The sequence below is a fragment of the Halorubrum sp. CBA1229 genome (assembly GCF_003721435.2).
GTDB lineage: Archaea > Halobacteriota > Halobacteria > Halobacteriales > Haloferacaceae > Halorubrum.
The window spans coordinates 2,394,112-2,417,797 of sequence record NZ_CP054585.1 but is presented as its reverse complement, the minus strand read 5'-3'; the positions used below and the strand labels follow the sequence as shown (position 1 = coordinate 2,417,797).

The window sequence follows — 23,686 nt, the reverse complement described above, 5'->3', positions numbered from 1 at the left end:
GGATCGGCCCGAGACTCCCGCGCACGCCGTCGCTCGACCGGACGAACCGACCGCGACGGGCGTCCGCCGCGGTCGCACTCCCGACACTATTTAATACGGTCACCCTGTAGGTTCGGCCGTAATGTCGGAAGTCTGCTCGACGTGCGGACTGCCCCAGGAACTCTGCGTCTGCGAGGACGTCGCGAAAGAGTCCCAGCAGATCAGCATCCGCATCGACGAGCGCAGGTACGGTAAGGAGGTAACGGTCATCGAAGGATTCGACCCGAAAGACGTCGACCTGAGTTCCCTCTCGTCGGATCTCAAGTCGAAGTTCGCCTGCGGCGGCACCGTCGAGGACGGCGCCATCGAGCTGCAGGGGAACCACTCGGGCCGCGTGGAGGACTTCCTCCGCGACAAGGGCTTCAACGTCGCGTGACCGCCACCTGACCGTCCGCCGTCGAGCGATCCACGGATTCGATTTTTGAACGATCTCGTTCGAGGAGCCGCGGCGCCGCGAGCCGTGGCGTTCTCCGAACACTTATTTAAATGAGAAGCGCCGCCCGCCCGACGACGAACGCGACCGCCGCGAGGAAGGTACCGTATTTGAACCGGCGCTGCGCGGCCGCCGGGTCGCCGAAGCTCTCGTAGGCGGCGTACAGCATGACCGCGTCGGCGACGGCGACGAGGAGGAGGTAGACGCCGCCGAAGGTGCCGAGGAGGTACGGGACCGGGCTGGCCGCGACGGCGACGAGGAGCGCGGCGGCCCCCACCCGCAGCGCGCGCTCCTCGCCGATCGCGATGGGGAGGGTGCGGAGCCCCTCCTCGCGGTCGCCGGCCACGTCCTCGACGTCTTTGATCACCTCGCGCGTGAACGTCGAGAGCCCGGCCAGCAGCGCGAGGACGACGACCGCCGCGGGGGCGCCGACCGCGGCGCCGCCGAACAGGAACGTCGAGCCGACCAGGTAGGAGACGAGGGCGTTGCCGAGCCCGGGCGTCCCTTTAAAAACCGTCGTGTAGGTGACGAGCGCGACGAGGTTGACGGCGGCGATACCGATCGCCAGCGGCGGCAGGAGGACCGCGAACGCGACGGCGACGAGGAACCAGACGACGGCGACGGCGAGCGCCCCCCGGGCCGAGACGGCGCCGCGCGGAATCGGGCGGTCAGGTCGGTTGACGGCGTCGATCTCGCGGTCGAAGTAGTCGTTGATCGCGTTGCCCGCGGCGACCGCGAACGCGGTGACGACGGCCGCGACCGCCGCGGGGACGACGGCGCCCGCGGCGCCGGCGACGAACGCGCCCGTTCCCGTGAGGACCGCGGCGGCGACGCAGTTCCCCGGCCGCGCCAGCTCCGCGACCCCGCGCGCTGTGTCGTTCACGTCGTCTCGCATCACCGCGGCGCGCCACATAAACGACCCGGGATTCGAGCGAGAGGGCTCCGTCGGCGCCGCGCGATTCTCTCCGCTCGGAATCAGCCACGAACGTTTATGACGTGTGCAATAAAAGAACGCGTATGGCCAAAGGCCTTGACGTCGGTACGATGAACATCCTCTCCGGTCGACAGGAAGGAGCGGAGACGGTGTTCGTACAGCAGCGGAACTCGTTCGTCGAGATCGAGTACAGCGACATGGCCGAGCAGATGCTCTCCCGCAGCGACGTCCTCCACATCCGCAAGGACGACAAGGTGTACGTCGTCGGCGACGACGCCCTGAACTTCGCGAACATCTTTAACAAGGAGACCCGCCGCCCGATGCAGCACGGGATCTTATCCAGCGACGAGGCCTCCGCGATCCCGATGATCAAGCTCATCACCGAGCAGGTCGTCGGCGAGCCCTCGAAGCCCAACGAGCGCCTCTTCTACTCCAGCCCGGCCGACCCGATCGACTCCGGGCTCACGACGCTCTACCACGAGAAGACGCTGGAGTCGATGCTCGGCGACATGGGGTACGACCCAGAGCCGATCAACGAGGGGATGGCGGTCATCTACTCCGAGCTCGCGGACAACAACTTCACCGGGCTCGGGATCAGCTTCGGCGCTGGGATGACCAACGTCTGTCTCGCCTACTACGCGGTCCCCGTCATGAAGTTCTCCATCGCCCGCGGGGGCGACTGGATCGACGAGCAGACCTCGCAGGCGACCGGCACCCCGGTCGACAAGGTGACGAGCATCAAGGAGGACGACTTCGAGCTCGACTTCCGCACCGACGTGGGCGGCGTCGAGGGCGCGCTCGCCATCTACTACGAGAATCTGCTCGACTACGTCATCGAGAACATCACCCGCGAGGTCGACGAGGAGGACGTCGAGGAAGGCCTCGACGTGCCCGTCGTCGTCACCGGTGGCACCTCCAGCCCGAACGGGTTCAAGGACCTGTTCGCCGACCACCTCTCGGACGCGAACATCCCGTTCTCGATCAGCGGCGTGCGATCGGCCGAGGAGCCGATGTACAGCGTCGCCAGCGGCGCCCTGGTCGCGGCCCGCTCCGAGGAGGGCGAGGCGGCCGACGAGAGCGCCGAGGAGCCCGCGGCCGAGGAGGCCGCGCCCGAGTCCGAGGACTGAGTCGAAACCCGCCGAACGGCCCCGATCGACCCGGCGTCCGACTCGTTTTTTCGATCCGTGAGGACGCGCAGAACGCCTAAGCCGACGGCGGACCGAGCGCCCGCATGGTCGAACTCGAGGGCGAAGGCGGCGAACGACAGCTCCGCGTCGACCTCGAAGTCGATCCGGCGGACGAGTGGGACTGCCCGATGGTCACGCAGGCGGAGAGCGCGTCCGAGGTCACCGTGAACGCGGTCGGCGACGAATGCACGGTGGAGGTCCACCCGGCCGGCGGTGAGGGGATCCGCCGGGACCGCGGCGAGGTTTCCGAAGACTGCCTCTGTCGCGTCTTCCAGGAGTTCGGCCACGTCCCCCACGTTCGACGGGTCGACGAGGGGACGGTGCTCGTCACGTCGTACGTCGACGACCGGGCCGCCGTCCGCGAGGTCGTCGCGGCGCTCAGGTCCGTCCTCGACCGCGTGCGGCTGGTCCGGCTCGCCGTGGTCACGGGCCCCGAGTCGACCGAGCAGGCGACCGTCGACCTCTCGGCGCTCACCCCGAAACAGCGCGAGGGGATGGAGCTCGCCGTCGTCCGGGGGTACTTCGACGACGACGGCGACGTCTCGCTCGGCGAGCTCGCCGACGAGCTCGATATCAGCAAGTCGGCGCTCTCACAGCGGCTCCGGGCCGCGCAGGCGAAGCTCGTCACGGACGTGTTCGAGGGCGTCGCGGAGTGACCCGACTCAGTCCGCCGGCGATTCGCCGGAGAGCCGGCTCAGCGCGGCCGCGCCGTCGCGCTCCGTCTCGGTGAGGTAGCACTTCGGGTCGGGCGCGAACGGGTCGCCGTGCGCCGAGAGGGCGCGGAGCCGCGAGCCGCCGCGGCAGATCTCCTTGTACGCGCAGTCCGCGCACCGCCCGGTGAGCCGCTCCTCGCGGTTCCGGAGCCCGTCGAGGAGCGGGTTCGACTCGTCGGTCCAGATGGCGCCGAACGAGCGGTCCCGGACGTTGCCGGGGGAGTACCCCTGCCAGAACTGCGTGAGGTGGACGTTGCCGACGGGGTCGACGTCGGCGACGCGCTCGCCGGTGGGGTCGCCGCCGTTGCGCCGGAGGTGCTCGTAGATCAGCCGGGCGCGGTCCGTCCCGATCTCTCGGTCGGCGTACTCCACGAGGTGGCCGGCGTCGGCGTAGTTGCCGACGAGCAGCGTCTCGATCTCCTCGCCCGCCGCGTGGTACTCGCGGGTGAGGTCACAGAGGTCGGCGACCGCTTGCCGGGTCGCCTCGGGGGTCAGGTCCACGTCGGCGATCTCGGCCCCGCGCCCGCCGTAGTCGAGGTGGTAGAAGCAGAAGCGGTCGACGCCGACGTCGACGAGGAGGTCGACGACGCCCGCGAGGTCGTCGACGTTGTGCTCGGTGATCGTGTAGCGGAGCCCCGTCTTGAGCCCGACGTCGAGGCACGCCTCGATCCCGCGGACGGCGGCGTCGAACGCGCCCTCCTCTCCCCGGATCCGGTCGTTGCGCTCGGGGAGCCCGTCCACCGAGACGCCGGCGTACTTGAGTCCCGCCTCCTTCAGCTCCCGCGCGTTCTCCCGGGTGAGCAGGGTCCCGTTCGTCGAGAGGACCGGCCGGATCCCGGCGTCGTCGGCGTACGAGACGAGCTCGGCGAGATCCTCGCGGACGAGCGGCTCCCCGCCGGAAAAGAGGAGGACCGGCACGCCGAACTCGGCGAGGTCGTCGATGAGCGACTTCCCCTCCGCCGTCGACAGCTCGTTCGGCGCCCCCTCCTTGTCGGCCGCGGCGTAGCAGTGCTCGCAGTAGAGGTTACACCGCTTCGTCGTGTTCCAGACGACGACCGGGCGTTGCTGCTTGTCGTCCGTGATCTGCGGCTTCTTCGAGTCGGCGGCGGCGTCGTACCGCAGCCCGTCGCTCTCGGCGTCGAGCCCGCAGAGGAGCTTGCTGACCGAGATCATCGGTCGCCCTCCGGAGTCGACGCGTCGTCGGGCGCGATGGACTCCGAATCGTCCTCGACCGGCGCACCGCCGCAGGTGACGGTCGGCGTCCCCTCGGTCTCTTCGTACACGCGCGGTTCGTCGTCGCCGTCGGCGGGCGACGCGGCGGCGGCGGACTCGGTGGACTCGCCGCCTGACGACCGGTCGTCGGCCGCCAGCGACTCGGCGGAGTAGCGGTGCGTCTCCTCGGCGGGGCAGACCCACACGTCGCGGGCGTACCAGGCGAAGAGCTTGCTCGCCTCCTCGTGAGCGACGTCCGGCGTCGGCGCCGCGACGGTGCCGACGTGTCGGAGCGGATCCGACTCCTCCTCGCGGACGAACACCTCGAAGCGTCGGCCGTCCGCCGAGCGCGGGCCGCCCGATCCGGTGGTTCGGTCCGTCTTCTCGACCATACCCGGTGTATGAACGACCCACCGAACCCGGTTTCGCGTGTTCTCACGGGGGAGAAATCCAGCCGAACACGTTCGGATCTCGAGCTGATAAATTGCATGCAGATATAGCAAATCGCGATCCGCGGCCGGAGCCGCGATGGCGACGCCCACAGATTCGCCCGCGTCGGGAGTCGGCCGCGGAAGCTCGGAATCGAGCGCAGATGCGTCGCGGGCGCGGACCGCGACGGGCCCACCTGTTATGTCCGCGTACCGCGTAGGTGGTCGCATGCGCGAACTCGCCTTCGCCCTCGAGTACGAGCCGGGGCGCAACAGGGTGGCCGACGCGCTCGCCGACCACCCCGGCGCGCAGGTGCGGTCGCTGTCGCTGCACGCCACCGACGACCACCTCTGGCGCGTCGACCACGCGACGGGCGCTTCGGAGGCGCTCGCGGCCGTCGAGACCGCCTTCACCGACGGCGACTACTACGCCGACTGCCTCGCGACCGAGGACTGCGGGGCGACCCAGACGACCCGCGTCCTCGACCGGACCGACGACACGCTCGTGTTGTACACCGACTGGGAGCCCACGCCCGTCTGCGCGTCGGTCCCTCACCTGGCGCGGAACCACCTCGGCGACGGCGTCCTGTTCGAGACGCGCCACGAGGGGCGCCACTACACCTGGCGGCTCATCCACTCCGGCGAGGGCGACGTGGGTGCGTTCTTCGACGCGCTCCGCGCGGCCGTCGGCGACGCCGCTCGGACGGAGCTGCTCAGGACGGCGAGCGTCTCGGGCGCGCCGGGCGAGTCGAACGGGGACGCCGGCGGCGTCGGGCTCTCCCCCGAGCAGGAGGCCGCGCTCAGGGCCGCGGTCGAACACGGCTACTACGAGTCGCCGCGAGCGGTCGACGCGGGCGAGCTCGCGGCCCACCTCGACGTCCCGCGGTCCACGCTCACCTACAGGCTCCGTCGGGCCGAGGAGCTGCTGGCGAAGGCCCACGTCGACCGCGAGCCACGGGCCGACGACGTCCCCGCACCGCGGAACTGAGCGATCCGAGGGTCGGCGGACGGAGAACGTTGGAGATTTCCAACTAAGGCTTATCGCCGTCAGGGCCGTCTCTCCACGTAATGAGTGACGAGTCGGAGAACGAGGTGGACGCGACCGGCGAGCGACGCGAGCTGACCGCCGGCCTCGCGGTCCCCGAGATGGACTGCCCGTCGTGCGCCGGGAAGGTCGACAACGCCCTCGAACGCGTCGACGGCGTGGTCGAGGTTGCGCTCAATCCCACCGCCGGGACCGCGACGGTCACGTACGACGCCGAGCGAACGACCGAGGAGGACGTGGTCGCGGCGATCGAGGGCGTCGGCTACGAGGTCACCGGCGGCCGGTCGAACGGTGAGGGAAGCGCCGACGGTGACGGCGGTGGGGAGGCCGACGGGGGGTCCGGCGGCGTCGCCGTCGCGCCCCCGTCCGAGGTCTGGACGACGCCGCGCGCGAAGAAGACGTGGGTGGGCGCGGTCCTCGTCGTCGCCGGGCTCCTGTTCGAGTTCGTCCTGACCGGCTCGAACCCCGCGGTGGCGAGCGTGCTCGGCGCCCCGCTCACGCTCGCGGACGTGCTGTTCCTCGGCGCCGTCGCGGCCAGCGGACTCCCCGTCGTCCGCGGCGGCTACTACTCGGCGCTGAACCGGAGCCTCGATATCGACCTGCTGATGGGGACCGCGATCCTCGCCGCGACGGGGATCGGGTACTTCGTCGAGGCGGCCACGCTCGCCGTCCTCTTCAGCGTCGCCGAACTCCTGGAGGACTACGCGATGGATCGCGCCCGCGACTCGCTCCGCGAGCTGATGGAGCTGTCGCCGGACGAGGCCACCGTCAGGCGCGAGGGCGGGGAGACAACCGTTCCGACCGACGGCGTCGCCGTCGGCGAGACCGTGATCGTCCGGCCGGGCGAGAAGGTCCCCCTCGACGGGACGGTGACCGAGGGGGAGAGCGCGGTCGACGAGTCGCCGATCACCGGCGAGAGCGTCCCCGTCGACAAGGCGGTCGGCGACGAGGCGTTCGCGGGGTCGATCAACGAGGAGGGGTACCTCGAGATCGAGGTGACCTCGACCGCCGGCGACTCCACCCTCTCGCGGATCATCGAGCTGGTGCAGGGCGCGCAGGCCGAGAAGACCGAGACGGAGCGATTCGTCGACCGCTTCGCGGGGTACTACACCCCGGTCGTGGTCGTGTTAGCGATCCTGACGGCCGCGCTGCCGCCGATTCTCATCGGTGACCCGGTGACGGTCGAGCTCGCCGGCTACCCGTTCGTCTTCGCCGCGGACTGGGGGACGTGGTTCGTCCGCGGGCTCACGCTGCTGGTGATCGCCTGCCCCTGCGCGTTCGTCATCTCGACGCCGGTCTCGGTCGTCTCCGGGATCACCAGCGCGGCGAAGAACGGCGTCCTGATCAAGGGCGGGAACCACCTGGAGGCGATGGGCGACGTCGACGCCGTCGCGCTCGACAAGACCGGGACGCTCACGAAGGGCGAGCTCGCGGTCACCGACCTCGTCCCGCTCGGCGACGCCGACGAGGCGACGCTGCTCCGGCGGGCGGCGGCGTTGGAACGCCGGAGCGAACACCCTATCGCGGCCGCGATCCTCGACCGGGCCGACCGCGCGGGGGCGACCGACCTCCCGGAGCCGTCGGGCTTCGAGAGCCTCACCGGGAAGGGCGTCCGGGCGGAGATCGACGGCGAGACGTTCTACGCCGGGAACCCGGCGCTGTTCGAGGAGCTCGGCTTCGACCTCTCGCGGGCCCGCGCCGAGACCGACGGCGGGGTCGTGACCGAGGGCGACGCGGCCTCCGAGTCGCGGAGTTCCGACGACGGGGCGTTCGGCGAGGGGACGCTCGCAGCGCTGGAGCGCGAGGGGAAGACCGTCGTGCTCGTCGGGACGGCGACCGAACTGACCGGGGCGGTCGCCGTCGCCGACGAGGTGCGGCCCGACTCGAAGCGCGCGGTCGAGCGCCTCCGCGAGCTCGGCGTGACGCGCGTCGTGATGCTGACGGGCGACAACGAGGGCACGGCGCGAGCGATCGCCGAGCGGGTCGGCGTCGACGAGTACCGCGCCGAGCTCTTGCCGGAAGATAAGGTCGCGGCGGTCGAGTCGCTGCAGGCCGAGTACGGCGAGGTGGCGATGGTCGGCGACGGGATCAACGACGCGCCCGCGCTGGCGACCGCCGAGGTCGGCGTCGCGATGGGCGCCGCGGGGACGGACACGGCGTTGGAGACCGCCGACATCGCGCTGATGGGCGACGACGTGGCGAAGCTCCCGTACCTGTACGCGCTCTCGCACACGGCCAACGGGGTCATCCGCCAGAACATCTGGGCGAGTCTGGGGGTGAAAGCGCTGCTCGCGGTCGGGGTGCCGCTGGGGCTCGTGAGCGTCGCCGCCGCGGTCGTCGTCGGCGACATGGGAATGAGCCTCGGTGTCACCGGCAACGCGATGCGGCTCTCCGGGATCGAACCCGAGTCGTACGAGTAGCCGGCCGACGCGAGGCCCTCGCTCCCGACGCCCGAAACAAACATGAACTATTATTAAGGACCGGCGTCTCGGGAGAGACGTGCCACCCGTAGTACACATTTGACGCAGGCTCGGAATCGGCGGCGGCGACCCGTCCCGAGGGTCCGAGCACGCGCGAGACGAGTATCGAGCGGGAGGACGAAGAAGATCGGGAGGGGACGCCTGATCGCGACGACGCCCCGCCGACCGCGGCGGAAGCGGTCGCGGAGTGCGCGGCGACGTTCGACGCCGGCACCGATCGCCGGCTTCCGAACGGGATCGACCGGTGGAACGCCTACGCGGGGTCGTGCCACGGCGGCGACTGACCCGCCGCGAGAGTATTTATAAGTGGACAGCGAGCGAGAACCGGGAGTCCGGACCGAGCCGTCGCGACAGTCGCGGCCGCGACTGTCGCCGCCCCGACGATCGCGGCCGCGAGCGCGGGGTCGCGGCCGCAGTCGAATATGTTCGTTCGCGACCTCGGCTCCCGAAAACGAGCGGACCTTTTGTACGTGTCGGCCCCGTCGGCGTCAGTATGAGTCCGAACGAGCACGGGGGTGACCCGCCGTGGGACTGAGCCGACGGGAGTCCGGCGCCTCGGATCCCGACGCGGCGGCGGTCGAGGTCCGGCTGCGCGGGCTCGCCGAGGGCGTCGTCGCGCTCGACGAGCTCGCCGACGCGGCGCTCGAAACGGCCGCCGAGGAGTTCCTGTGTGCCAGCGGGGAGCGCTGGGGCGGCACCTGGCGCGGAGTCACCGTCGGGGCGCTGCTGGACCGCCCGGACGTGACGGTCGACCCCGACGCGACCCACGTCCGCGTCGCGGCCGACGGCTACGCCGTCTGCGTCCCGCTCCGGACGGCGCTCGACGCGGTGCTGGCCGTCGAACGCGGCGGAGAGGCGCTACCGGCCGCCCGCGCGCCGCGGTTCGTCGCCCCGGTCGACGCGGGACGGACGGTGAAAGGCGTCCGCGAGCTCCGGTTCCTGCGGCTCGCCCCGGAAGAGACCCCCCAAGACTACGAGGAGCTCGGCTACTGATCGCGCCCTCCCCCACCCGACCGACCCAGCCGCCGACCCGGCGGTTTTAGTTCGCGAGGCGAGTACGGTTGACCGGCCGATGACGATGCACCGCTCCGAGCTGCCTCGGCACCAGCGACGACGAGCCCTATGAGTACCGAGGCCCCCGTCTAACGGGAGTCCAGCGGTTTCTCGACTCCCTCGTCGACCCGACCGAACGCGTCGACGCCCGCAGAGCAGCACCGAGATGGCCGACGCGTCGAATCCGTCGCGTCGAACCCGCCGCGACGAACTGGCGGGGGTCTCCGCGGAACGAGGCGACGGCGTCGTCGAAGCGGCTTCGTGATCGGGGTCGATCGAATTCGGTATATCGGTATCCCATTTATTAGCGCGTCTCATCGGGAGCGGCCGCGTATCGCTCTCATGGCCGGAGTCGTTCGGTTCACGGCCCTCACCCGGCCTGACACGACGGATTTCGAGTGGGCGCTGCGGACTCGAAGGAAGCCGGTCGGGGAGGTCGACGCCGAGCCGACCCCCGGGCCGACGAGGGCTCGATTCGCGGCCGGTGACCGGTCGGTTCCGAAGCCGTCATGCCGCTCGCTCGTGAATTGGGGGCATGGACGAGCAATCGACGGACGAGTACACGCGGCTGGTGGAGGAGAACGGCCTCGCGCTCCTGTTCGCGAATCGGGTGCGGGCGCGGGTCGTCGCGGCGCTGTTTTACGCCTCCGAGCCGCTGTCGGTCGAGCGGATCGCCGCGGGCGCCGGCGTCGACCGGACCGTTGTCCACGAGGCGCTCGACGGGCTCGAACCGTTCGGGATCCTCGACGTCGACCGGGCCGAGGGCACCGACCCGGACCGGTACGCGCTCGACGAATCGGACGACCTCGTCGAGTCACTCCGGGCGGTCACGGAGCTCGCGACGGAGCGGTACCATCAGGAGGAGATAGACATCCCGAGCGACGCCGAAGAGTAGGGTGACGAGTCGGCGGCACCCCTCGCCGCGGACCCGCGGCGCCCGGTCACTCGATCCGGACCGTCGTCTCGTCGTACACGCCCTTCCCCGCGGGATCGTCCACGGAGAGGCCGACACCGATCGTGTGTTCGCCGCGCTCGGCCGGCTGCCAGTCCGTCTCCGAGACCTGGAAGCTCTGCTCCCAGTGACGGGTGAACCGGCGGCGCTCCCCCCGGTCGAGGGTGAATCGCGACGCCGACTCCGGGAGCGGTTCGGGCACGTGTGAGGCGTCGCGGTGCCCGTCGACGTGCCACGTCCACGGAACCGGCGTTCGGGTCCGAACGGTCACCGGGACCGGCAGCGGGTTCCGGAACTCGAACGCGACCGGGACCGGCTCACCCCGCTCGTACACGCTCGCGGGGGTGTCGACGCTGACGGAGACGGCCCGACGGTGGAGCCGCGCCGGGAGCAGCCATCGCGCCAGCGTCGCCGCCGGGAGCGTCTTGGCGGCCCGAGGGCGGTGGCGCTCGGCGGACTCGTTCGGTCGGAACGGGTCGTCGTCGGAGCGGTCGACGCCGTCCCGCCCGCGTGATCGACGCATGATCGAGAGTACCCGTCGGGAAGAATAAGCGTGTCGTCGGGTGCGTCGGGGCGTCGGGAGTTAGTTCGGCGTCGCGGTCGGAGCGCGGCCGACCGCGCGACCGCTGTCAGTCGTCGCCGCTCGCCGCCGGCCCCGTGGCGGTCCCGTCGCCGGTCGCCGTTCCGTCGTCCGTCCCGCCCTCGTAGGCCGGGTCGAAGAGGTGACACGCGACCCGTCCGGCGTCGGTCCGACGGAGCACCGGTTCGTCCGTCGAGCAAGGCGTATCGAACGTCTCGCTCAGAAGCGCCTCCGCGTCGGCGAACTCCTCGTCCGCGACGGAGCGGAGCGCCTCCTGCACCACCCGCTCCGCGTCCGGGTCCGTCAGCGACGACGGGAGGTCGAGCTCCTCGCGGAGCGCCTCCATGAGCGTCGTGTCCTCCGCGTCGAACGTCTCGACGGCGATGTCCTCCTCGCGGGCCCGGTGGCGGAGCGACATGACCGCCCGCCACTCCTCCTGCTCGAAGTCGTAGTCCGACGGCGGGATGACGCGGGGACACCGCGTGTGGAACTTACAGCCGGAGGGCGGGTCGATCGGGGAGGGGACCGACCCTTCGAGCAGGATCCGGTCGCCCTCCCACAGCGGGTCCGGCTCCGGGATCGCCGACAGCAGCGCCTCGGTGTAGGGGTGTTGCGGCGGCGCGAACAGCTCCTCCGGCGTACCGATCTCGGCCATCTTGCCGAGGTACATCACGGCGATCTCGTCGGCAATATGCTCGACGACCGAGAGGTCGTGCGCGATGAACAGGTACGCGATCCCCAGCTCGTCCTGGAGATCCTCCAGCAGGTTGAGGATCTGCGCCTGCACCGACACGTCGAGCGCCGAGACGGGCTCGTCGCAGACGATGAAGTCCGGGTCCACGGCGAGCGCGCGGGCGATGCCGATCCGCTGGAGCTGCCCGCCCGAGAACTCGTGCGGGTACCGGTTGGCGTGGCTCGCGTTGAGCCCCACCCGTTCGAGCAGCTCCTTGATCCGGGCGTCGCGGGAGACGCCACCCTCGATCCCGTGGATGTCGAGCGCCTCGCCGATGATGTCGTTCACCGTCAGCCGCGGGTTGAGGCTTGACCGCGGGTTCTGGAAGATGATCTGCATCTCCTTCCGGAGGTCCCGGAGCTCGCTGTCGGAGAGCGTCGTGATATCCTGCCCTTTGAAATACACCGAGCCGGCGGTCGGCTCGCGGAGCTGGAGGATCGACCGGCCGATGGTGCTCTTGCCGCAGCCGCTCTCGCCGACCAGCCCCAGCGTCTCGCCCTCGCTGATCTCGAAGGAGACGCCGTCGACCGCCTTCACGTCCTTCTGTCGGCCGAGGAGCCGGTCGATGAAGTCGCTCTCCGACGTGTAGTACTTCTCTAACCCCTCGACGCGGAGGAGCGGCTCGGAGCCGCTCATCGGTCGCTCACCCCCGCCGAGCTCGACGCGCCGTCCGGGTCGCGGAGCTTGCCGTCCCCTCGGACGGTGACCTCGTAGTCGAGCTCCCCCGTGAGTTCACCGGTGTGGGCGAGGCACGCGGCGGTCTGCGCGTCGCTGTTGATCGGGTCCGCGGGCTCGCCGGTCTCGACGTCGACGAGCTGCGGCTCCACGCGGGTGCACGACTCCTCTGCGTACGGACACCGCGGGTGGAAGTTACACCCCGGCGGCATCTCGATCAGGTCCGGCATTCGTCCGGGGATCGTCTGGAGCCGGTCGCGGTCGTCGCCGATCCGCGGGATCGAGCTCATCAGCCCGACGGTGTAGGGGTGTTGCGGGTCGTAGTAGACGTCCTCGACCGGCGCCATCTCCACCGGGTGCCCGGCGTACATCACCATCACGCGGTCGCAGAACTCGGCGACCACGCCGAGGTCGTGGGTGATAAGCTGGATCGCGGTGTCGAACTCGGTCGCGATCTCCTCGAGCAGTTCGAGGATCTGCGCTTCGATGGTGACGTCGAGCGCGGTCGTCGGCTCGTCGGCGATGATCAGATCGGGGTCACACGACAGCGCGATCGCGATCACGACGCGCTGTTGCATCCCGCCGGAGAACTCGTGCGGGTAGTCGCTGTACCGCTCGGCCGCCGACGGGATCCCCACCGACTCCAGCGTCTCGATGGCCCGCTCGCGGGCCGCCGCATCGTCGAGCCCGAGGTGGAATCGGATCGCCTCCGATATCTGCTCGCCCACTGTGTACGAGGGGTTCAGCGCGGTCTCGGCGTCTTGGAAGATCATCGCGATCTCGTTGCCGCGGAGCGAGCGGATCTCCTCTTCGTCCATCTCCAGGATGTTCTCTCCCTTGAAACGGATCTCGCCGCTCTCGATGACGCCGGGGTCGTCGATGAGCCGCATCAGCGCGAGGCTGGTAACGCTCTTCCCGGCCCCGCTCTCGCCGACGACGCCGAAGCGCTCTCCCGCCTCGATCCGGTACGAGAGGTCGTTGGTCGCCCTGACGACGCCGTCGTCGGTGTAGAACCGCACGTTGAGGTCCTCGACTTCGAGCATCGCCATCAGCGGAGCCCCCCGGTGTCGGTGTCGGTCTGATCGCCCTGCGGGTCGAACGCGTCGCGGACGCCGTCGCCGACGAGGTTGATCGCCATCACGAAGACGAAGATCGCGAGCCCCGGGAACAGCCCGGCCCACCAGCGACCGCGGGCGATCGCGTCCTGCTCGACGTTGAGCATCACGCCCCACTCCGCACTCGCCGGCGACAGCCCGAGCCCGATGAATCCGAGCGCCGCGGCGACGAGCACCGTGGTGCCGATGCTGAGCGTCGCCTGCACGATCACCGGCGCCATGGCGTTCGGTAAGATGTGCCGGACGATGATAGAGCGGTCGCGGGAGCCGAGCGCCTTCGCGGCGGTGACGTACTCGTTCTCCTTCACGCTCAGTATCTCGCCGCGGATGATGCGGGCGTACGGGAGCCAGCCGACGACGACCAACGCGAGGATCATTTCCCAGTAGCCCCGGCCGAGCACCGCGATGACCGCGATCGCGAGCACGATGAACGGGAACGCGTACAGCATGTCGACGATCCGCATGATGAGCTCGTCGACCTTGCCGCCGTAGTAGCCAGCGATCGAGCCGAGCGGGATCCCGACGAGGAGCGCCATGGCGACGGCGATGAAGCCGATCGAGAGGCTCCAGCGGCCGCCGTACATCACCCGCGAGAGGATGTCGCGGCCGGCCCAGTCGGCGCCGAACAGGTAGAGCCCGGTGGGGGGCCATGTGAGGACGTTCTCGAGGGTCGGCTCCCGGTACCCGGTGAGCACGTCTTGGTTCGCGGGGTCGGCCGGCGCGAGCGAGAACGGCTGGACCGTCTGCCCGGCCAGCACGGGGAAGCTTCCCGGAAGCTGGATGGGCCGAGAGAACACCGCGAGCAGGACCATGAAGGCTATCGTGGCCGCACCGAACAGCGCGAGGCGGTTCCGTTTGAACCGCATCCACGCGTACTCGAGGCGACCGCGCCCCTCCTCCGACTGGAGGTCGGGCTCCCACGAGGAGAGCGGGTCCCGGGATTCGACGCGGTCGACGTCGAAGCCGGAGACCCGTATTCGTCCGCGGTCCGTCGTCCGCTGTGAGGTTTCACTTGACATTATTTAGTATCGGATTCGGGGGTCGAGATACGCGTAGAGCACGTCTGCGACGAAGTTCGCGAGTATCACGGCGACGCCGATGAGGAGGACGATCGCCTGGATCACCGGGAAGTCGCGGTTCCCCACTCGGTTGACGAGGAGGCGCCCGATACCCGGGTACGAGAAGACGATCTCGACGACGACGGAGCCGCTGATGATGAACGCGACCTGGATGGCCGCCACGGTGACGACCGAGATCAGCGAGTTCCGGAGGACGTGTTTCTGAACCACCGTCCGCTCGGGGAGTCCCTTCGCACGGGCCGTTCGGACGTAGTCTTTGTCGAGCTCCTCCACCATCGAGGACCGCATCAGCCGCATCAGCAGGGCGGTGGAGCCGGTCCCGATCGTGATCGCCGGCAACAGCGTGTACACCAACATGTCGTAGCTGAGGATCCCCTGATCGGTCGGCGGGAGGACGGGGAACAAGTCGAGCCAGCTGGCGAAGATCAGGATTAGCAGCAGGCCAAGCAGGAAGTTCGGGATCGCGATCCCGAGCAGGGCGAACACGCGGCTGGCCTGGTCGATCTTGGTGTCGCGGTAGTAGGCCGCGATCACACCGGTCGGGATCGCCGTGATAAGCGTGACGCCGAACGCCATGATCCCCATCACGAGTGTGTACGGAAGTCGGGTCATGATCTCGTCGATAACCGGGTCGCGGGTGATGATCGACCGGCCGAAGTCGCCGGTCGCCGCGTCGGTGACCCAGTCGATGTACTGGATATACACCGGCTGATCGAGGCCGTATTCCGCCCGTATCTCCATCTCCGTCTGCGGATCGAGCTCCGTGAACAGCGTGATGAAGTCGATCGGATCCCCGGGGATGGCGTGGACCATCCCGAAGGTGAGCAGGGAGATCCCGAGCAGCAGCGGGATGGTAATCAAGCCGCGTTTGAGTACGAATCGTTGAAGGCTCATCGAGGTGAATTGAGAGGGCTATCGGGTGTTCGGGGTCGTTACTCCGCCGGGTAGACGATCTCGTCGAGGTGCGGCTTGTACAGCGTGTTGTAGCGGTTGCTCGCGTTCGGGTGCGGGCTCCACTGGTCGACCGACTCGATGTTCGACGGGTTGACGATGTCGATCACGTCGGAGGTCCACATGTTCGCCATCGGGACGTCCTGCGCGACGAGCTCCTGGATGTCCTGGTAGATCGGGAGCCGGTTCTCGGCGCCGAGGGTGGTCTGTCCCTCCTCGATCAGCGAGTCCATCTCATCGCTCTCGTAGAGGTTCCAGTTGAACCCGTCGGGGACGTGCTGGCTGGAGTGGAGCAGCTGGTTGATGTGTCCGTCCGGGTCGGAGCCGCCGGTCCAGCCGATGCCGACGACGTCGGTGCTGGCCGCGGCGCCCTCGGGGTCGAGCAGGAACGGGACCAGGTCGTCGAACGCGCGGACGTCGAGCTCGGCGTTGAAGTACTCGGTCTCGTCCATCGTCTGCTGGATGATCTCCATCCACCGCTCGCGGGTCCGGTTGACGTTGGTGATGAAGGAGACGTCGAACGGCGCCTCGATGTCCTCCTCCTCGAACGCCTCGCCGATGAGGCGGAGCCCCTCCTCCTCGTCCTCGCCGACGTACTCGTCGAGGAGCCGCTGCTCGTGCTCCTCGTCCCAGAACGCCCCGAGGCCGGGACTGATCGGCCCCGCGAGCTCGGTCGCGTAGCCGCCGAAGACGGCCTCGATGACGTCCGACTTCGGGAGCAGGCGGGTCATCCCGCGACGGAGCTTCTCGTTCGTGAACGGGCTCTGGTTGACCGGGTAGGAGATGAAGTCGAACCCGACCGCGTCGCCGGTGACGATCTCGCCGGTCTGGTTCGCCCACTGGTCGAGCTCGAACGGCGCCGCGTTGTCGATCATGTCGAGCTCGCCGGCCGCCATCGCCTCCTCTTGGGAGACCTGCTCCGGGATGACTCGGATGGTGACCTGGTCCCACGGCGCCGTGCCGGGGTACTCGTCGCCGTCGTACCAGTAGTCCTCGAAGGGGACGAGGACGGCGCGGTCCTCAGCCGAGAACTCGTCCAGCACCCACGGGCCGGTCCCGAGGGTCTCCTCGGTGAAGTCGTGCTCGTCCTGCTCCGGGTTCTCGCTGATCGCGTCCGTCTTGCTCGTGAGGATCGGGACCGCGGCGAGGTCGCTCAGGAACGGTGCGTGCGGGTTGCTCGACGTGATCTCGACCTCGTAGTCGCCGAGGACCTCGACGTTCTCGATGAACGAGACGTCGGCGGAGTTGGTGGTGCCGCTCGTCCGGTTGATGGAGAACTGGACGTCCTCCGCGGTGAACTCGTCGCCGTTGTGGAACGTGACGCCCTCGCGAAGCTGGAACCGGAAGGTGGTGTCGTCGACCTGTTCGTAGCTGGACGCGAGCTCGCCGCGGAACTCGGAGTAGTCGAAGGTAAGCGCGACCAGCCGCTCGTACGCCATCGTGCCGACGACGGAGTTGGAGGTCGCGTCGGTGATGATCGTCGGGTCGAACGTACCGGGATTCGCGGCGGCCGACGCGACGAACTCGTTCATGTCGTCGCCGCCGTCGCCGTCACCGCCGTCGCCGCCGTCGCCGCCGTCGCCGCCGTCGCCGCCGACGCAGCCCGCGAGACCGACGACGCTCGCGCCGCCCATGGCGGCGAGAACCCGTCGGCGAGTCGCTGCCGATCCCGTCTGTCCGTTGTCGGAGTGAGACATACCCACACGTACTCGCGGCTTGTTAAAAACCATTCTATTCAGTACCGCAAACCACCGTCCGTACAGTAATCGGCCGGTTCGGTTTCGATCAGCGGAACTGACACAAACAATTATCATGGAACACGATATCACGTACCGATGATCCGTGCATCGCCGGCGTGAGGAGATCGGGACGACCGGCGGTGGGGACGACCGGCGGTGGGGACGACCGGCGACGGGAACCGCGACCGGCGCCGCCCGACCGGATAGATCCGGTCCGGCATTTATATTGTGCGCAGTCAGATCGGAGGTATGGAGCCAGACTTGGACCGGTTCACTTCTCGGCGGTCGACGGTGTACGGTCAGCGCGGCGTCGTCGCGACCAGCCAGCCCCTCGCCAGTCAGGCGGGGATCGAGACGCTGCGCGGCGGCGGGAACGCGTTCGACGCGGCCGTGGCGACGGCGGCCGCGCTCAACGTCGTCGAGCCGACCTCGACGGGGCTCGGCGGCGACGTGTTCGCGCTGTACCGCACGGCCGACGGCGAGGTGGGGGCGATGCGCGCCTGCGGCGGGGCTCCCGCCGCCGCGACGATCGGGAACGTCCGCGAGGCCCTCCAATCGGACGACGACGCCGACTCCTACTACCCCGACGACGGCGGCTACGCGGTCGACGACACCGACGAGGCCGGCATGCCGTTCTACGGCCCCCACGCGGTCACGGTGCCGGGCACGGCCCGCGGCTGGGAGGCGACGATCGAGGAGCTCGGCCGGCTCACCCTCGCCGACGTCCTCGAGCCCGCCATCAGGTACGCCACCGAGGGGTACCCGGTCTCGGAGGTCATCGCCTCGTACTGGGCCGGCGCGGAGGAGCTGTTCACCGACGACCACGCCCGGGAGGCCTTCCTGTTCGACGGGGACGCCCCCGAGACCGGTGAGACGGTCCGCCTACCGCGGCTCGGCGAGTCGATGCGGAAGATCGCGGAACACGGCGCCGACGTGGTGTACGAGGGAGAGATCGCCGAGGCCATCGCCGAGGAGATCCAGTCGCAGGGCGGGTTCATGACCGTCGACGACCTCGCCGACTTCGAGGTCGAGTGGCCCGAGCCCGTCTCGACGACGTACAACGGCGCCGAGGTGTACGAACTCCCGCCGAACAACCAGGGGCTCATCGCGCTGGAGGCGCTCAATATCGCCGCCGAGCTCGGCGCCGGCGAGCACGACTACGACACCGCCGAGCGCGTCCACTACTTCGCGGAGGCCATGAAGTTGGCCTTCCACGACGGGCACCGCTACATCGCCGACCCCGAGTACGAGGAGACCCCGCCGCTCGGGTCGGCCGACTGGGCGGCGAAGCGCGCGGCCGGCGTCGGGCCGACCGCCGACCACGACGTGTCGTTCGGCGTGCCGAACGCGAACGCCGAGGACGCCGACACGGTGCTGCTCACGGTCGCCGACGACGAGGGGAACGTCGTCTCCTACATCAACTCGCGGTTCGCCGGCTTCGGCTCCGGGCTCGTCGCGGGCGAGACGGGGATCGCCCTCCAGAACCGCGGCGCGTCCTTCTCGCTCGACCCCGAGCACCCGAACAGCCTCGAGCCCGGCAAGCGCCCGTTCCACACGCTGGTCCCCGCCGTCGTCCGCCTCGACGAGGACGACTGGGCCGCCTTCGGCGTGATGGGCGGGTACATGCAGCCGCAGGGTCACGTCCAGGTGATCTCGAACGTCGTCGACTACGACATGCCGCTCCAGCGCGCGCTCGACGAGCCGCGGTGGCGGTACCGCGAGAGCGGCGAGCTGGGGGTCGAACCGCACTTCGAGGACGACGTCGCCGCGAAGCTGGTCCGGAAGGACCACGACGTCAGGACGCTCTCGCCGGTCCAGTTCGGCGGCGCGCAGATCGTCCGCAACGAGGACGGCGTTCTCTCGGCCGCCACCGAACCCCGAAAGGACGGCAACGCACAGGGCTACTGACCGACGGTCGATCGGTTCGGATACGACGGATCATCTTATAAAAGACGTTCGCGAGCGGCCCGCCACGGCCGCCGATATCGCCGGATCCGCTCGGGGGCGTGTTTATATTCTGGAGACAGTACCTATGTGGCTAAATATGCCGTCAGTCGGGATGTTCTGGGTAGAAAACGTCTTATAGGTTGATTCATACGCTATGATGAGGAGTGTTATCACGTGAGTGTCTCTGAAACGTACGTCCGGTACCGCCAAACCCTCAGCGAGGAACCGCTCGCCATCGGGGTCCTGCTCGTGGCCCTGTGGATGGCGTGGTCACTCGTCTCCGGGCTCCTGACAGGGGGGATCCAGATCAGCAGCCTCGCGTCCCTCGTCTGGGACGGGTTGCTCAGGGGGCTGATCATCGGTCTGGCGGGTATCGGACTCTCGATGACGTACAGTATTCTCAACTTCGCGAACTTCGCGCACGGTGACTACCTCACGAGCGGGGCGTTCGCCGGGATGGCGACCAGCTACCTCATCGCCGGGATCGGCGAGAACAGCGTCGGCGCGCTCCTGCTCGTCGGCGCGGGCGGGTCGGTGTTCGGCGGTGCGCTCGGCATCGGGGTCACGACCGCGCCGGTCGCCGTCGTCGTCGGGGCCCTCGTCGCCGGCGTCGCCACGATCGCGCTCGCGCTGCTGATCGACCGGTTCGTCTACCGGCCGATCCGCGACGAGAGCGGTATCGCGCTGCTGATAACCAGCATCGGCGTCGCGTTCGCGCTCCGGTACCTGCTCCAGTTCGTTTTCGGGGCCGGCGTCCGGGGAACGACGGCGGCAGGGTCGGTCCCGCGCGTGAGCGTCCCGGCGATCGACGGGACGTTCCGGGTGACGGCCCACGACGTCAGCCTCATCGTCGTCGCCGGCGGCCTCATGCTCGGCGTCCACCTGCTGCTTCAGCGGACGAAGCTCGGGAAGGCGATGCGCGCGATGTCCGACAACGAGGACCTCGCGCGGATCACCGGGATCCCGACCGAGCGGGTCATCCGCACGACGTGGATCGTCGGCGCCGGGCTCACGGGCGTCGCGGGGTACATGTTCATCCTCTGGAAGGGGACGCTCGGCTTCAACGACGGCTGGCTGCTCCTGCTGCTCGTGTTCGCCGCGGTCATCCTCGGCGGGATCGGCTCGATCTACGGCGCGATCGGCGGCGGGATCATCATCGGTCTCACCGCCTCCGTCTCCGTGATCTGGATCCCCTCGGCGTTCGGCCGCGCGGCCGCGTTCCTGGTGATGATCGTGATCCTACTGTTCAAGCCTGAAGGCATCTTCAGCGGGAGGACAACGGCATGAGCGTCAGCGACCTTCGCGGGCGGTTCGAGGGGCTCTTCGAGCGCGACGTCACGCTCGTGCTCGCCGTCCTCGGCGTCCTCTACCTGGCGTACATCCTCGCCGGAGTCGCCTTCGGGTACGGCCTCCGCGGGCAGCTGAACGCGATCGCGAACCTCACGTTCTACGTCGGCGTGTTCGGCATGCTGGCGCTGGCGCTGAACCTCCACTGGGGGTACACCGGGCTGTTCAACATCGGCATCGTCGGCTTCATGGGAATCGGCATCTACACGACCGCGGTGGTCTCGAAGCCGGCGGCGGCGGGGGGCGCCGCGCAGGTCGGCGGGCTCGGCCTCCCGTTGTTCGTCGGCGTCATCGCCGGCGTGGTGGTGGCAGGCCTGTTCGGGCTGCTCGTGGCGCTGCCCGCGCTCCGGCTCCGAGCCGACTACCTCGCGATCGTCACGGTGGCGTTCTCGGAGATCATCCGATTCACGATGATGTCCCGGACGTTCCAGACGTTCACGGTGCCGGACACGATCGACCTCTGGCTGTTCAGCTTCGACCCGGCGCCCGACACGATCGGCCTCGGCGGCGGCGGGGGCCTCATCCTGAACTACACGAACCCGCTCGAGGCGTTGCTTCGAATCTTATTCCTGTGGGACCCGTACCTCGGCTTCGTCTCGTTCGTGGAGGAGAACGTGATCTCGAACAACCCCAAGCCGGTGCTCGACGGGCTCCTCTACGGGGTCTTCCTGCTCATCGGCGTCGGGCTGTACTACGCGTTGCTCTCGCGGACCGGGAAGTCGCCGTTCGGACGCGTCTTAAAAGCGATCCGCGAGGACGAGGACGTCGCGAACGCGCTGGGGAAAGACACCGACCGGTTCAAGCTCACGGCGTTCGTGCTCGGGGCCGCGCTGATGGGGCTCGGCGGGATCCTCTGGTACTCCGCCCGCGGGAGCGTCACGCCGCCGTCGTTCCGGCCGAACATCACCTTCTTCATCTGGATCGCGCTGATCATCGGCGGTGCGGGGTCGAACACCGGGAGCTTCCTCGGCGGCGCCCTCTTCGCCGGGGTGTTGTACCAGGGTCCCCGGTACGTCAAGAACCTCGTCCAGACGGCGTTCGAACTCGGCAGCGCGCCGCGGAACTTCGGCGAGGCGATGGCGGGGTTCGCCTCGCTCGACCCGATGCCGTTTATCCTGTACACGCTCGACAGCGTCAGCCAGCTGCGGCTGGTGATCATGGGCGTGGTGCTGATCTGGCTGATGCACAACCGGCCCGAGGGGCTGCTCGGACACCGCAAGGAGACGGCGTCGAGCGTCGACCTCGCGCGGCCGAGAAGCGGCGGATCGAGCGGGAAAGCGACCGCGGCCGACGGGGGTGACGAGCGATGAGCGAAACGGACGAATCGGCCGCGAACGAGGCCGCGCCGGTCGAGAAAGCGGCGACGGACGCTGGGCCGTCGTCGGCCGAAGGCGACGCCTCAGCCGACGGATCGTCGCGCGACGCGGACCTGACGGACGTGATGGGCGCCGAAGCCGACACGCCGACCGGGGAGAACGCGGACCGATACGCGCCCCTCGAAGTCGAGGGGCTCCGGAAGGAGTTCGGGGGGATCACCGCCGTCGACGACGTCAGCTTCGACGTCGAAGAGGGGACCCTCACCGGACTTATCGGCCCGAACGGGGCCGGTAAGTCGACGACGTTCAACCTCATCACCGGGATGCTCGACCCCACCGCGGGGACGGTCCGGTTCAACGGCGAGGACGTCACCGGGCTTCAGCCCCACGAGATCGCGAACCGGGGGCTCGCGCGGACGTTCCAGATCGCCCGCGAGCTGGAGGAGATGACCGTCCTCGAGAACATGATGCTCGCGCCGAAGGGACAGGTCGGCGAGTCGCTGTGGCGGTCGGTCATGCCGTTCACCCGCGGGTCGGTACGCGAACAGGAGACCGAACAGCTCGACCGCGTCTGGGAGGTGCTCGACTTCTTCGAGATCGACCACCTCGCCGACGAGTACGCCGGGAACCTCTCGGGCGGCCAGCGGAAGCTGCTGGAGATGGCCCGGGCGCTGCTGACCGACCCCGACGTGCTGCTCCTCGACGAGCCGTTCGCGGGCGTCAACCCTTCGCTGGAGAAGCGGCTGCTCGAACACATCCACGAGCTGCGCGAGCGGGGGTACACCTTCCTCATCGTGGAACACGATATGGACCTCATCATGAACAACTGCGAGCGGGTCATCGTCATGCACCAGGGCCGGATCCTGAAGGACGGGACGCCGGCGGAGATCAAGGAGAGCGAGGAGGTCATCGAAGCGTACCTCGGGGGTGAGGTATGAGCCTGCTCGAGGTCCGCGAGCTGGACGCCGGCTACGGCGACCTCCAGATCCTCACCGACGTCGACCTCGACGTCGACGACGAGGAGTACGTCACCGTCGTCGGCCCGAACGGGGCCGGCAAGTCGACCGTGATGAAATCGGTGTTCGGACTGACGACGCATATGGGCGGGACGGTGACGTTCGACGGCGAGGACATCAGCGGGACGAAGCCCGAGGACGTGATCCACAAAGGATTGGGGTACGTTCCCCAGAGCGAGAACGTCTTCGCGGAGCTCGACGTCGAGGAGAACCTAGAGATGGGCGCGTACATCCTCGACGAGATCCCGCAAGAGGAGCTCAGGATGGTGTACGACCGGTTCCCGATCCTCGAGGAGCGGAAAGGCCAGCGGGCGGGAACGCTGAGCGGCGGCCAGCGACAGATGCTCGCGATGGGGCGGGCGCTGATGCTCGACCCCGAACTGCTGTTGCTCGACGAGCCGAGCGCAGGGCTCGCGCCCGACCTCGTCGACGAGATGTTCGACAAGATCGACGAGATCAACGAGTCGGGCACGTCGATCCTGATGGTCGAACAGAACGCAAAGGAGGCGCTCAGGCGCTGCGACCGCGGGTACGTGCTCGCGAACGGGCAGAATCGGTTCGAGGACGAGGGGACCGCGCTGCTGAACGACGAGCAGGTCCGGCGGGAGTTCCTCGGCGGGTAGTCGGTCGCCCTCCGCGCCGGGGGCACGCGGGATCGCGGATCGCCTTCGGTATCGACTCGCTTCGAGCGGACGGTGCCGCGTCGCTACCC

At 69.0% G+C, this 23,686-nt stretch carries 21 protein-coding genes; 12 read left to right on the top strand and 9 right to left on the bottom strand.

All coding sequences use genetic code 11. The features are described from left to right. The first annotated feature begins 121 nt into the window (after positions 1-121). Entirely contained in the window at positions 122-415 is a 294-nt protein-coding gene (gene yciH / locus Hrr1229_RS12020; RefSeq protein WP_004596695.1) for a stress response translation initiation inhibitor YciH, read from the top strand. Positions 416-521: 106 nt separating this feature from the next. Here yciH and Hrr1229_RS12015 read toward each other — a convergent pair whose 3' ends face one another. Beyond that, entirely contained in the window at positions 522-1,355 is an 834-nt protein-coding gene (locus Hrr1229_RS12015) for a geranylgeranylglycerol-phosphate geranylgeranyltransferase (protein WP_123114838.1), read from the bottom strand. A gap of 134 nt (positions 1,356-1,489) precedes the next feature. Between Hrr1229_RS12015 and Hrr1229_RS12010 the strand changes: the two genes are divergently transcribed. Beyond that, positions 1,490-2,533, top strand: a complete 1,044-nt coding sequence (locus Hrr1229_RS12010; protein ID WP_123112673.1) for a cell division protein FtsA — start codon at positions 1,490-1,492, stop codon at positions 2,531-2,533. Between the two features lie 104 nt (positions 2,534-2,637). Next, positions 2,638-3,249 carry a helix-turn-helix domain-containing protein gene (locus tag Hrr1229_RS12005; RefSeq protein WP_123112674.1) on the top strand — a complete coding sequence of 204 codons (612 nt, stop codon included), beginning with the start codon at positions 2,638-2,640 and terminating at the stop codon, positions 3,247-3,249. Between the two features lie 6 nt (positions 3,250-3,255). On the opposite strand, the gene Hrr1229_RS12000 is transcribed toward Hrr1229_RS12005, so the two are convergent. Beyond that, on the bottom strand, positions 3,256-4,479 hold the full coding sequence (locus Hrr1229_RS12000) for a TIGR04347 family pseudo-SAM/SPASM protein (RefSeq protein WP_123112675.1): 1,224 nt from the start codon (positions 4,477-4,479) through the stop codon (positions 3,256-3,258). Next, positions 4,476-4,910 carry an Htur_1727 family rSAM-partnered candidate RiPP gene (locus tag Hrr1229_RS11995; RefSeq protein ID WP_123112676.1) on the bottom strand — a complete coding sequence of 145 codons (435 nt, stop codon included), beginning with the start codon at positions 4,908-4,910 and terminating at the stop codon, positions 4,476-4,478. The genes Hrr1229_RS12000 and Hrr1229_RS11995 overlap by 4 nt, the downstream gene beginning before the upstream one ends. Before the next feature lie 265 nt (positions 4,911-5,175). Between Hrr1229_RS11995 and Hrr1229_RS11990 the strand changes: the two genes are divergently transcribed. The 4 genes from Hrr1229_RS11990 (at position 5,176) to Hrr1229_RS11975 (ending at position 10,419) form a co-directional block, all read left to right on the top strand. Next, a complete protein-coding gene (locus Hrr1229_RS11990) occupies positions 5,176-5,934 on the top strand; it encodes a helix-turn-helix domain-containing protein (protein ID WP_123112677.1) in 759 nt (252 codons plus the stop codon). A gap of 80 nt (positions 5,935-6,014) precedes the next feature. Then, a complete protein-coding gene (locus Hrr1229_RS11985; protein ID WP_123112678.1) occupies positions 6,015-8,411 on the top strand; it encodes a cation-translocating P-type ATPase in 2,397 nt (798 codons plus the stop codon). Positions 8,412-8,996: 585 nt separating this feature from the next. Continuing rightward, a complete protein-coding gene (locus Hrr1229_RS11980; protein ID WP_255212494.1) occupies positions 8,997-9,464 on the top strand; it encodes a molybdopterin-dependent oxidoreductase in 468 nt (155 codons plus the stop codon). Between the two features lie 595 nt (positions 9,465-10,059). Further along, a complete protein-coding gene (locus tag Hrr1229_RS11975) occupies positions 10,060-10,419 on the top strand; it encodes a GntR family transcriptional regulator (RefSeq protein WP_123112679.1) in 360 nt (119 codons plus the stop codon). A gap of 46 nt (positions 10,420-10,465) precedes the next feature. Here Hrr1229_RS11975 and Hrr1229_RS11970 read toward each other — a convergent pair whose 3' ends face one another. The 6 genes from Hrr1229_RS11970 to Hrr1229_RS11945 form a co-directional block, all read right to left on the bottom strand. Beyond that, positions 10,466-10,999 carry a hypothetical protein gene (locus Hrr1229_RS11970; RefSeq protein WP_123112680.1) on the bottom strand — a complete coding sequence of 178 codons (534 nt, stop codon included), beginning with the start codon at positions 10,997-10,999 and terminating at the stop codon, positions 10,466-10,468. Positions 11,000-11,105: 106 nt separating this feature from the next. Further along, on the bottom strand, positions 11,106-12,425 hold the full coding sequence (locus Hrr1229_RS11965) for an ABC transporter ATP-binding protein (RefSeq protein ID WP_123112681.1): 1,320 nt from the start codon (positions 12,423-12,425) through the stop codon (positions 11,106-11,108). Beyond that, complete coding sequence (locus Hrr1229_RS11960) at positions 12,422-13,513, bottom strand: ABC transporter ATP-binding protein (protein ID WP_123112682.1); 1,092 nt, start codon at positions 13,511-13,513, stop codon at positions 12,422-12,424. The genes Hrr1229_RS11965 and Hrr1229_RS11960 overlap by 4 nt, the downstream gene beginning before the upstream one ends. Continuing rightward, positions 13,513-14,598, bottom strand: a complete 1,086-nt coding sequence (locus Hrr1229_RS11955; protein ID WP_123112683.1) for an ABC transporter permease — start codon at positions 14,596-14,598, stop codon at positions 13,513-13,515. The genes Hrr1229_RS11960 and Hrr1229_RS11955 overlap by 1 nt, the downstream gene beginning before the upstream one ends. A 3-nt stretch (positions 14,599-14,601) precedes the next feature. Further along, a complete protein-coding gene (locus Hrr1229_RS11950) occupies positions 14,602-15,552 on the bottom strand; it encodes an ABC transporter permease (protein ID WP_123112684.1) in 951 nt (316 codons plus the stop codon). Positions 15,553-15,590: 38 nt separating this feature from the next. After that, positions 15,591-17,306 (bottom strand): ABC transporter substrate-binding protein, encoded by a 1,716-nt coding sequence (locus Hrr1229_RS11945; RefSeq protein ID WP_158606060.1) that lies wholly within the window; start codon positions 17,304-17,306, stop codon positions 15,591-15,593. Between the two features lie 291 nt (positions 17,307-17,597). Here Hrr1229_RS11945 and ggt point away from each other — a divergent pair, with 291 nt between their 5' ends. The 5 genes from ggt (at position 17,598) to Hrr1229_RS11920 (ending at position 23,597) form a co-directional block, all read left to right on the top strand. Continuing rightward, positions 17,598-19,256 (top strand): gamma-glutamyltransferase, encoded by a 1,659-nt coding sequence (gene ggt / locus Hrr1229_RS11940; RefSeq protein WP_123112686.1) that lies wholly within the window; start codon positions 17,598-17,600, stop codon positions 19,254-19,256. 213 nt (positions 19,257-19,469) lie between these two features. Further along, positions 19,470-20,582: a branched-chain amino acid ABC transporter permease gene (locus tag Hrr1229_RS11935; protein ID WP_123112687.1), complete on the top strand. Its 1,113-nt coding sequence runs from the start codon at positions 19,470-19,472 to the stop codon at positions 20,580-20,582. Then, on the top strand, positions 20,579-21,952 hold the full coding sequence (locus tag Hrr1229_RS11930; protein ID WP_123112688.1) for a branched-chain amino acid ABC transporter permease: 1,374 nt from the start codon (positions 20,579-20,581) through the stop codon (positions 21,950-21,952). The genes Hrr1229_RS11935 and Hrr1229_RS11930 overlap by 4 nt, the downstream gene beginning before the upstream one ends. 131 nt (positions 21,953-22,083) lie before the next feature. Further along, a complete protein-coding gene (locus Hrr1229_RS11925; RefSeq protein ID WP_123114840.1) occupies positions 22,084-22,896 on the top strand; it encodes an ABC transporter ATP-binding protein in 813 nt (270 codons plus the stop codon). Next, positions 22,893-23,597: an ABC transporter ATP-binding protein gene (locus Hrr1229_RS11920; protein ID WP_123112689.1), complete on the top strand. Its 705-nt coding sequence runs from the start codon at positions 22,893-22,895 to the stop codon at positions 23,595-23,597. Before Hrr1229_RS11925 ends, Hrr1229_RS11920 begins: the two co-directional genes overlap by 4 nt. Positions 23,598-23,686: the final 89 nt, after the last annotated feature.

Excerpts from the sequence above, each read along its gene's own strand:
- Hrr1229_RS11960 (WP_123112682.1), bottom strand. The coding sequence starts at position 13,513 with ATGGCGATGCTCGAAGTCGAGGACCTCAACGTGCGGTTCTACACCGAC.
- Hrr1229_RS11975 (WP_123112679.1), top strand. The coding sequence starts at position 10,060 with ATGGACGAGCAATCGACGGACGAGTACACGCGGCTGGTGGAGGAGAAC.
- Hrr1229_RS11925 (WP_123114840.1), top strand. The coding sequence starts at position 22,084 with ATGGGCGCCGAAGCCGACACGCCGACCGGGGAGAACGCGGACCGATAC.
- Hrr1229_RS11930 (WP_123112688.1), top strand. The coding sequence starts at position 20,579 with ATGAGCGTCAGCGACCTTCGCGGGCGGTTCGAGGGGCTCTTCGAGCGC.
- Hrr1229_RS12000 (WP_123112675.1), bottom strand. The coding sequence starts at position 4,479 with ATGATCTCGGTCAGCAAGCTCCTCTGCGGGCTCGACGCCGAGAGCGAC.
- ggt (WP_123112686.1), top strand. The coding sequence starts at position 17,598 with ATGGAGCCAGACTTGGACCGGTTCACTTCTCGGCGGTCGACGGTGTAC.
- Hrr1229_RS11990 (WP_123112677.1), top strand. The coding sequence starts at position 5,176 with ATGCGCGAACTCGCCTTCGCCCTCGAGTACGAGCCGGGGCGCAACAGG.
- Hrr1229_RS11970 (WP_123112680.1), bottom strand. The coding sequence starts at position 10,999 with ATGCGTCGATCACGCGGGCGGGACGGCGTCGACCGCTCCGACGACGAC.
- Hrr1229_RS11965 (WP_123112681.1), bottom strand. The coding sequence starts at position 12,425 with ATGAGCGGCTCCGAGCCGCTCCTCCGCGTCGAGGGGTTAGAGAAGTAC.
- Hrr1229_RS11955 (WP_123112683.1), bottom strand. The coding sequence starts at position 14,598 with ATGTCAAGTGAAACCTCACAGCGGACGACGGACCGCGGACGAATACGG.
- Hrr1229_RS11950 (WP_123112684.1), bottom strand. The coding sequence starts at position 15,552 with ATGAGCCTTCAACGATTCGTACTCAAACGCGGCTTGATTACCATCCCG.
- yciH (WP_004596695.1), top strand. The coding sequence starts at position 122 with ATGTCGGAAGTCTGCTCGACGTGCGGACTGCCCCAGGAACTCTGCGTC.
- Hrr1229_RS11920 (WP_123112689.1), top strand. The coding sequence starts at position 22,893 with ATGAGCCTGCTCGAGGTCCGCGAGCTGGACGCCGGCTACGGCGACCTC.
- Hrr1229_RS12010 (WP_123112673.1), top strand. The coding sequence starts at position 1,490 with ATGGCCAAAGGCCTTGACGTCGGTACGATGAACATCCTCTCCGGTCGA.
- Hrr1229_RS11995 (WP_123112676.1), bottom strand. The coding sequence starts at position 4,910 with ATGGTCGAGAAGACGGACCGAACCACCGGATCGGGCGGCCCGCGCTCG.
- Hrr1229_RS12005 (WP_123112674.1), top strand. The coding sequence starts at position 2,638 with ATGGTCGAACTCGAGGGCGAAGGCGGCGAACGACAGCTCCGCGTCGAC.
- Hrr1229_RS11945 (WP_158606060.1), bottom strand. The coding sequence starts at position 17,306 with ATGTCTCACTCCGACAACGGACAGACGGGATCGGCAGCGACTCGCCGA.
- Hrr1229_RS11985 (WP_123112678.1), top strand. The coding sequence starts at position 6,015 with ATGAGTGACGAGTCGGAGAACGAGGTGGACGCGACCGGCGAGCGACGC.